The organism is Azospirillum sp. TSH58 (assembly GCF_003119115.1).
Taxonomy (GTDB): domain Bacteria; phylum Pseudomonadota; class Alphaproteobacteria; order Azospirillales; family Azospirillaceae; genus Azospirillum.
The window spans coordinates 757,530-765,000 of record NZ_CP022367.1 but is presented as its reverse complement, the minus strand read 5'-3'; the positions used below and the strand labels follow the sequence as shown (position 1 = coordinate 765,000).

4 protein-coding genes and 1 rRNA gene (1 of these 5 running past the window's edge) are annotated in these 7,471 nt (G+C 68.0%); 1 reads left to right on the top strand and 4 read right to left on the bottom strand.

Features of this window, described 5'->3' with window-relative positions:
• Nucleotides 1-1,428 (top strand): 23S ribosomal RNA (locus tag TSH58p_RS25075) (it extends 1,331 nt beyond the left edge of the window).
• A 136-nt stretch (nt 1,429-1,564) separates the two neighbouring features.
• Here the strand turns inward: TSH58p_RS25075 and TSH58p_RS25070 are convergent.
• The 4 genes from TSH58p_RS25070 to TSH58p_RS25055 form a co-directional block, all read right to left on the bottom strand.
• Entirely contained in the window at nt 1,565-2,629 is a 1,065-nt protein-coding gene (locus tag TSH58p_RS25070) for a GNAT family N-acetyltransferase (protein ID WP_247874121.1), read from the bottom strand.
• Nucleotides 2,630-2,667: 38 nt separating this feature from the next.
• Nucleotides 2,668-3,675 carry an NAD(+) synthase gene (gene nadE / locus TSH58p_RS25065; protein WP_109070963.1) on the bottom strand — a complete coding sequence of 336 codons (1,008 nt, stop codon included), beginning with the start codon at nt 3,673-3,675 and terminating at the stop codon, nt 2,668-2,670.
• Nucleotides 3,676-3,797: 122 nt separating this feature from the next.
• Nucleotides 3,798-5,816: an asparagine synthase (glutamine-hydrolyzing) gene (gene asnB / locus TSH58p_RS25060; RefSeq protein WP_109070964.1), complete on the bottom strand. Its 2,019-nt coding sequence runs from the start codon at nt 5,814-5,816 to the stop codon at nt 3,798-3,800.
• A gap of 53 nt (nt 5,817-5,869) precedes the next feature.
• Nucleotides 5,870-7,429 (bottom strand): class I adenylate-forming enzyme family protein, encoded by a 1,560-nt coding sequence (locus tag TSH58p_RS25055; protein ID WP_109070965.1) that lies wholly within the window; start codon nt 7,427-7,429, stop codon nt 5,870-5,872.
• Nucleotides 7,430-7,471: the final 42 nt, after the last annotated feature.

Below are 7,471 nucleotides of genomic sequence, written 5' to 3'. Positions count from 1 at the left end.
GCAGGGTGAGCCGGCCCCTAAGGCGAGGCCGAAAGGCGTAGTCGATGGGAACCACGTTAATATTCGTGGGCCAGCGGGTGTGTGACGAATGGGAAAGCGTGTCGGGCCTTATCGGATTGGCCCGGCTGGGGACCCGTTCCAGGAAACAGCCCCCGCATCAGACCGTACCCCAAACCGACACAGGTGGACTGGTAGAGTATACCCAGGCGCTTGAGAGAATGGTGTTGAAGGAACTCGGCAAATTGCCCTCGTAACTTCGGAAGAAGAGGGCCCCGTTCGTGCGCAAGCGCGGGCGGGGGGCACAGACCAGGGGGTGGCGACTGTTTACTAAAAACACAGGGCTCTGCGAAGCCGTACAAGGCGACGTATAGGGTCTGACGCCTGCCCGGTGCCGGAAGGTTAAGAGGAGGGGTTCACGCTCCGAATTGAAGCCCCGGTAAACGGCGGCCGTAACTATAACGGTCCTAAGGTAGCGAAATTCCTTGTCGGGTAAGTTCCGACCTGCACGAATGGCGTAACGACTTCCCCGCTGTCTCCAACACCAACTCAGCGAAATTGAACTCTCCGTGAAGATGCGGAGTACCCGCGGTCAGACGGAAAGACCCCGTGCACCTTTACTACAGCTTTGCAGTGGTGCTAGGGATCTCATGTGTAGGATAGGTGGGAGGCTAGGAAACCCGGGCGCCAGCTCGGGCGGAGCCAACCTTGAAATACCACCCTTGAGGTCTCTGGCATCTAACCGCGCTCCGTTGATCCGGAGCCGGGACCCTGCATGGCGGGTAGTTTGACTGGGGCGGTCGCCTCCCAAAGTGTAACGGAGGCGCGCGATGGTGGGCTCAGAGCGGTCGGAAATCGCTCGACGAGTGCAATGGCATAAGCCCGCCTGACTGCAAGACAGACAAGTCGAGCAGAGACGAAAGTCGGCCATAGTGATCCGGTGGTTCCATGTGGACGGGCCATCGCTCAACGGATAAAAGGTACGCCGGGGATAACAGGCTGATGACTCCCAAGAGTCCATATCGACGGAGTCGTTTGGCACCTCGATGTCGGCTCATCACATCCTGGGGCTGGAGCAGGTCCCAAGGGTTCGGCTGTTCGCCGATTAAAGTGGTACGTGAGCTGGGTTTAGAACGTCGTGAGACAGTTCGGTCCCTATCTGCCGTGGGTGTCGGAGTTTTGCGAGGATCTGTCCCTAGTACGAGAGGACCGGGATGGACATACCTCTGGTGCACCGGTTGTCACGCCAGTGGCATGGCCGGGTAGCTAAGTATGGACGGGATAACCGCTGAAAGCATCTAAGCGGGAAACCCACCTCTAAACCAGAACTCCCTTGAGAGCCGTGACAGACCATCACGTCGATAGGAGGCATGTGGACGGGCGGCAACGCCTGAAGCTGAGCCTTACTAATCGCTCGATCGGCTTGATCCTTCATGAACGTCGCGTGCAGCGGCAAACCGCTCATGCGCTCAGAAGATGCACCCTCACATTCTCGACTTTACGCACGACCCGAACGAAAAGGGCGCCCGCATCGCTGCGGGCGCCCTTTTCGTTTTTGGAAAACCGCTTACTCGCCGAGATCCTTGAAGCCCATGTCGCTGTCGGCGGCGGTGACGAACCAGTTCTTCGGGTCGCCGATCAGCGGGGTCAGCTCCGGGCGGTCGGCGGCGGGGCGGGCCATCATCCGGGTCGGCTGGCGCAGACCGTTCTTCAGGCAGAGGAAGCCCATCATCGACAGGGGACGGGCCGCCTGGGCGTTCAGCGTGCGGCAGACCAGGGCGGCCAGCCGGTCCCGCCGGGCGCGCTCGACCAGCAGGGCGAAGGCGGGCATCAGCCAGCCCGGACGGGCCAGATAGTCGCACACCACCCCGACGCTCTCGCCGCGCCAGCGGTCCACCCGCAGCACCACATAGGCCATCACCGTGTCGCGCCGCATGACGAGGAAGCGGCGGTGCCGTTCCGCGTTGGGGATCTTGTCGAAGCGCCACTGGAGATAGGCGTGGTCGCGCCGGGCGGCGCAGAGATGCTGCGGCGCCGCGGCCTCCCACAGCCCGTCCATGCGCTCGTCGAAGCGGTCGATTTCGACCAGCCGGGCGCCGAAGGTCCGGGCGGCCGCATGGCCGACCAGGGCGGCGGCGCTCATCGCCGGCTTGCCCAGCCGCGCCATCAGGCGGGCCAGCCCGCCGTCGTAGGGGCTGACGCGCAGGCAGCGCGGCGGGTCGATCACGCGCAGATAGGTCGGGATGTTCCCGAGATCGAGCCAGCCCGCCCGCTTGTAGGACTTGTAGGCGGCGTCGGTCATCGACAGGGAGACGCTCACCTCGCTGGCGGCGGCGTGGGTCTCCGACAGGCCCGGCCCGACGCCGCGCAGACGCCATTCCGGGGCGACCATCAGGTCGATCGCCCAGGAGGCGCGGCGCACCCGCTGCCCCACCTTCAGCGCGAAGGGAATGCCCGCCTGCTGGCCGACGATCCCCCCGTTCCGCTTGCAGACCCAGAGCTGAATCCCCTCCGGATCGGGGGTGGGCGGTTCCTCGAACAGCCAATTGAAATGGGTGTCGTCCAGCAGCGGGGAGTCCGCGCCGAAGTGGTCGCGCTGGAAGGACTCCAGCGCGACGCGATCCTCGGACATGAACCGTTCCACACCCCGCTGAAGCCAGGGCATTGCGGTCATGCGTCGCTCCCATCCACCTCGACCGGCTGCACCAGCGCGGCGTTGCGCAGGATGCGGCCCGACGTGCGGCGCTTCAGGACGATGTCCTTGTAGACGCGACGGACCTGCTCGACCGACAGGTTGAGGGCGCGGGCCGCCTCGTCCTCCGGCACGCCGCGGCCGTAGGCGCAGAGCGCCAGATCCAGCTTGTCGTAGGGGATGGCGTAGTAGAACTCCTCCTGCGACTGCGGCAGGGTGTAGGTGTCGGTGCTCGGCGACTGGCTCTGGATGTCGTCGGGCAGGCCGAGATAGGCGGCCATCTGGTAGACCTGGGTCTTGAACAGATGGGCGATCGGCTTCAGGTCGGCCAGACCGTCGCCGCCGCGCACGAAGAAGCCCAGCTCATACTCCAGCCGGTTCGGCGTGCCGAGGACCGAGTAGTTCAGCCGGTCGGCGTGGGTGTATTCCATGGTCTTGCGGACGCGCTGCTTCAGGTTGGTGGCGGCGACCACCGACAGATAGACGTCCACCGGCATGCGGCTGGTCTGGCGGTCGCCCTCCGGCGCCTCCACCGTCATGGTGAAGTAGTTGACGCGGTCGGCGTCGAGCAGGCCGGCGGCCAGACCGATCTTCTGCTTCCAGCCCGGCCCGTATTCCGGGAACAGGCGACGGATGGCGCTGTCGCGGCGGTCGTAGCAGCCGAGCGCGGTCAGCGGCGCCGTGATGTTCTCCATGATCGGCTCGACGCCCAGGCTCTCGCAGAGCAGCCGGCCGCGGCGGGTGCTGTCCGGCGAGGATTCCTTCTCCGGCATCAGGATGGCCAGGACGCGCTCCGGCCCCAGCGCGCGCACGGCCAGCGCCGCGCAGACCGAGCTGTCGATGCCGCCGGACACGCCGAGCACGACGCCCTGGCGCTTCAGGTCGTGGGCGACGGTGCGCTGGATGAACTGTTCGATCTCCCGGGCAGCCGCCGCGCAGTCGAGCGAGAGGGCGTTGGCGTCGAAGGGATGCAGGGCGTTCAGCATGGTGTCGGTTTTCCCGGTTGGCGTTGTTGCATCGACTGTGAGAAGGGGACTGTGAGAAGGGGACTGTGAGAAGGGGACTGTTGGATAGGACTGTGCCTTGGGGACCGCGCCGGTCCGCCCGATCAGGCGGCGGCGGCGCTGTCCAAATGCTCTTCGAGAATGTGGATGGGCGCGGCGTCCAAGCGGGCGCGGAGCGACGAGGCCCGGCCCGGCAGCTCGTCCAGCACGTTCCGGGCGAGCATCTGGAGGGTGAGCACGCCGACCAGGGCCATCTCCTCGCGCTCGCCGGCCATGCGGCCGTCGGTGCGGTGGGCCTTGGCGGCCAGGGCGGCGACGCCGGCGGCGTCGACCAGCCCGTAGCGGTTCAGCGACTCCTCGGACAGCAGGTCCCGGACATAGGCCGGGGCCTGGGCGCCGAAGAGGGCGGTGGTCATCGGGGCGCGGTAGGGGCGCTTCGGGCGGTGGAAGATCTCCGCCGGCAGCAGGCGCGAGGCGACGCGGCGCAGCGCCAGCTTGTCGCGCAGCCCCAGCATCTTCACCCGGTCGGGCAGGGCGGCGCAGAGGTCGTCCACCTCCGGATCGAGGAAGGGGTAGCGGACCTCGATGCTGTTGGCCATCGCCACCCGGTCGCCCTGGCTGGTCAGCAGGTAGGGCGACATGAAGGCGGCGATCTCCGTCCACTGGGTGCGGGCGAGCGGGCTCCAGCGCGACCAGCCGGCGGGCAGATGGGCGGCCACCACATCGTCGAAGGCCTGCGCGTTGGCGGCGGAGCGCACGTCCGGGGCCAGCAGGCGCTGGGTCCAGCCGGTGTTCTGCCAGCGGATGCGGTGGGCGTAGAAGGGATCGTCCGTCTCCGTCATGCCGCGCTTCCAGAAGGCCTGCCAGAGCGGGCTGTCCTTCTGGCCGCTGGTGGCGGCGTAGGGATGGATGCGGCTGAGCAGCTTCGGGCGCGCCGCGGAGTGCGGCTGCCGCGCCCAGAAGCGGCGGACCTTGTCCTCCTTGAAGATGTCGTAGCCGGCCAGCCACTCGTCGGCGCCCTCGCCGGACAGCACGACGCGGATGCCGCTGTCGCGGACGAGGCGGGAGAGCAGGAACAGCGGCGCCGGGGCGGTGCGGACCAGCGGCGATTCGCCGTGCCAGATGACGTCGGGCAGGGCCGCCTGGATGTCCTCCGCCGTGCAGAGGATGTCGTGATGCTCCGTCCCGACATGGCCGGCGACCAGCCGCTGCTGCGGCGTCTCGTCGAAGGCGTTGTCGGCGAAGCGCACGCCGAAGCTGTGCATCTGCGTGGTGTCGAGCTTGCGGGCCAGCGCCGCGATGACCGAGCTGTCCAGGCCGCCGCTGATGTAGACGCCGACCGGCACGTCGGCGCGCAGCCGCAGGCGGATGGCGTCGAGCAGCTTCTCCTCCAGCCGGTCCGCCGCCTCGTCCAGCGTGATGCGGGACAGGGCGGGATCGCCGGCCATGTCCGGCTCCCAATAGCGGGCCTCGTGCAGGCGCAGGTCGGAGTCGATGCGGATGGCGGTGGCCGGCGGCACGCTCTGCACCCCGGCGAAGACGCTGCCCTGGGGGGCGACGCTCCAGTGGGTGAAGACCTGGGCGAGGCGGGCGGCGTCGAAGCGCGGCTCGATCCGCCCGCCGCCGAACAGGGCCTTGGCCTCCGACGCGAAGGCGAGATGGTCGCCGCTGCGGGCGTAGAACAGCGGCAGGATGCCCAGCCGGTCGCGGACCAGCCACAGCTCCCGCTTCACGGCGTCCCACAGGCCGATGGCGAACTGGCCGTTCAGCTTGGCCCAGGCGGCGGGGCCGTACTCCTCGAAGGCGTGGACGATCACCTCGGTGTCGGTGCGGGTGTAGAAGCGGTGCCCGCGCGCCTCCAGGTCACGCCGCAGCTCGACGTGGTTGAAGATCTCGCCGTTGAAGGTGATCCACAGAGTCCGCTCCTCGTTGTGGATCGGCTGGAAGCCGCCGGCCAGACCGACGATGCTGAGGCGCGCGTGGGCGAGCCCGATCCGCCCGTCGCGGTAGAAGCCGTAGCCGTCCGGGCCGCGGTGCCCGATCATGGCGATCATGCGCTTCAGTTCGTCGAGTCCGGCGGGCTCGGCGCGCGGCCCGGCGAGAACTCCAGCGACACCACACATCGCGCGTTCTCCTGTGTTGTAGGCCCAGCGGAAAAGAGGCAGGCGGAAAAGGGTCAGGCGGTTTCGGCGAGCATCGCGCGCTTGATCTTGCCGGACTCGGTCTTCGGCAGCTCGTCGCGGATCTCGATGAACTTGGGCACCAGATGGCTTTCCAGGCGGCCCCGGCAGTGCTGGCGGATCGCCATCTCGGTCAGGGTGGCGCCGGGGCGGACGACCAGATAGGCCTTCACCGCCATGCCGTCGGCGGGGTCGGGCACGCCGAGGACGGCGGCCTCGACCACGGCCTCCAGCTCGTAGAGGGCGTTCTCGACCTCCTTGGGGCTGACCTTCTCGCCGCGGCACTTGAAGACGTCGTCCTTGCGGCTGACGAAGTAGAGGCAGCCGTCGGCGTCCATGGTGAAGAGATCGCCGGTGTAGAGCAGCGTCTCGCCCTGCGGCCCGCTGCGCAGGCGCTTGGCGGTCTCCTCCGGGCGGTTCCAGTAGCCGCGCATCACGTTGGCGCCGCGGACCACCAGTTCGCCGACCTCGCCGGGGGCGGCGCGGTTGCCCAGCTCGTCCACCACATAGGCTTCGCAGTTGGGGATGGCCCGGCCCACCGAGGCGGTCTTGGTGCCGAGGTCGCGCGGGTCGAGGTAGCAGATGCGGGTGCAGCACTCCGTCATGCCGTACATCGAGTAGAAGGCGGCATCGGGAAAGCGCTCGCGCAGGCGGTCGATGTGGGCGGTCGGCAGGGGGGCCGCCGCGTTGGTCAGATAGCGCAGGGAGGACAGGTCGGCGGTCTTCAGCGCCTCCATCCCCAGCAGCGTGGAGAAGAAGGTCGGCACGCCGGGCAGGCCGGTGATGCGGTGCTTCACCATGCGGGCCAGCGTTTCCGCCGGGAAGGCGAAGGAGCGTTCCAGGACCACCGTGAAGCCGACCCGCGCCCCGGTCAGGATCTGCGACAGGCCGTACCCGAAGGTCAGCGGCAGGACGCACATCACGACGTCGTCGGGCGTGTTCTCCAGATAGGTGGAGATCGACCAGGTGGTGTTCACCAGCGCGGCGTGGCTGAGCATGACGCCCTTGGGCCGCCCGGTGGTTCCCGAGGTGTAGAGGATGGCGGCCAGATCCTGGTCGATCAGGCCGCGGCTTTGCGGCTTGGCGCTTCCGGACGGGGCGTCCGGATGGGCTGCCACGATGTCTGTGAAGGAGAGCCCGCCGGCCCCGGCCGGCACGGCGGGCCCGACCCACAGCGTCGTGGCGAGGTGAGGCGCCTCGCCAGCCGCCGGCACAACCTGCCGGGCGAGCGCGGCAGGCGCGATCAACGCCCGCACGCCGGCATCGGTCAGGATGTAGGCCAGCTTGTCCGCCTTGGTGGACGGGTTGACGGGGACATAGACGGCCCCGGCCTTCAGCGCGCCGAACAGGCCCGCGACATACTCGATCGAGTTCTCCAGCATGACCGCCACGCGGTCGCCGCGCACCACCCCGGCGGACTGGAGCGCGCAGGCGACGGCGTCGCTCTGGCGGTCCAGCTCGGCGAAGGTGACGGCGTTCTCACCCGCGATCAGCGCGGTGTGGTGAGGCCGCCTTTCGGCGGTTTCGCTGAGGAACTGATGAAGCAGGTGCGCCATGACGCTGTTCCCTTGCCTGACTCCGGTGACTGTCCCGATGGT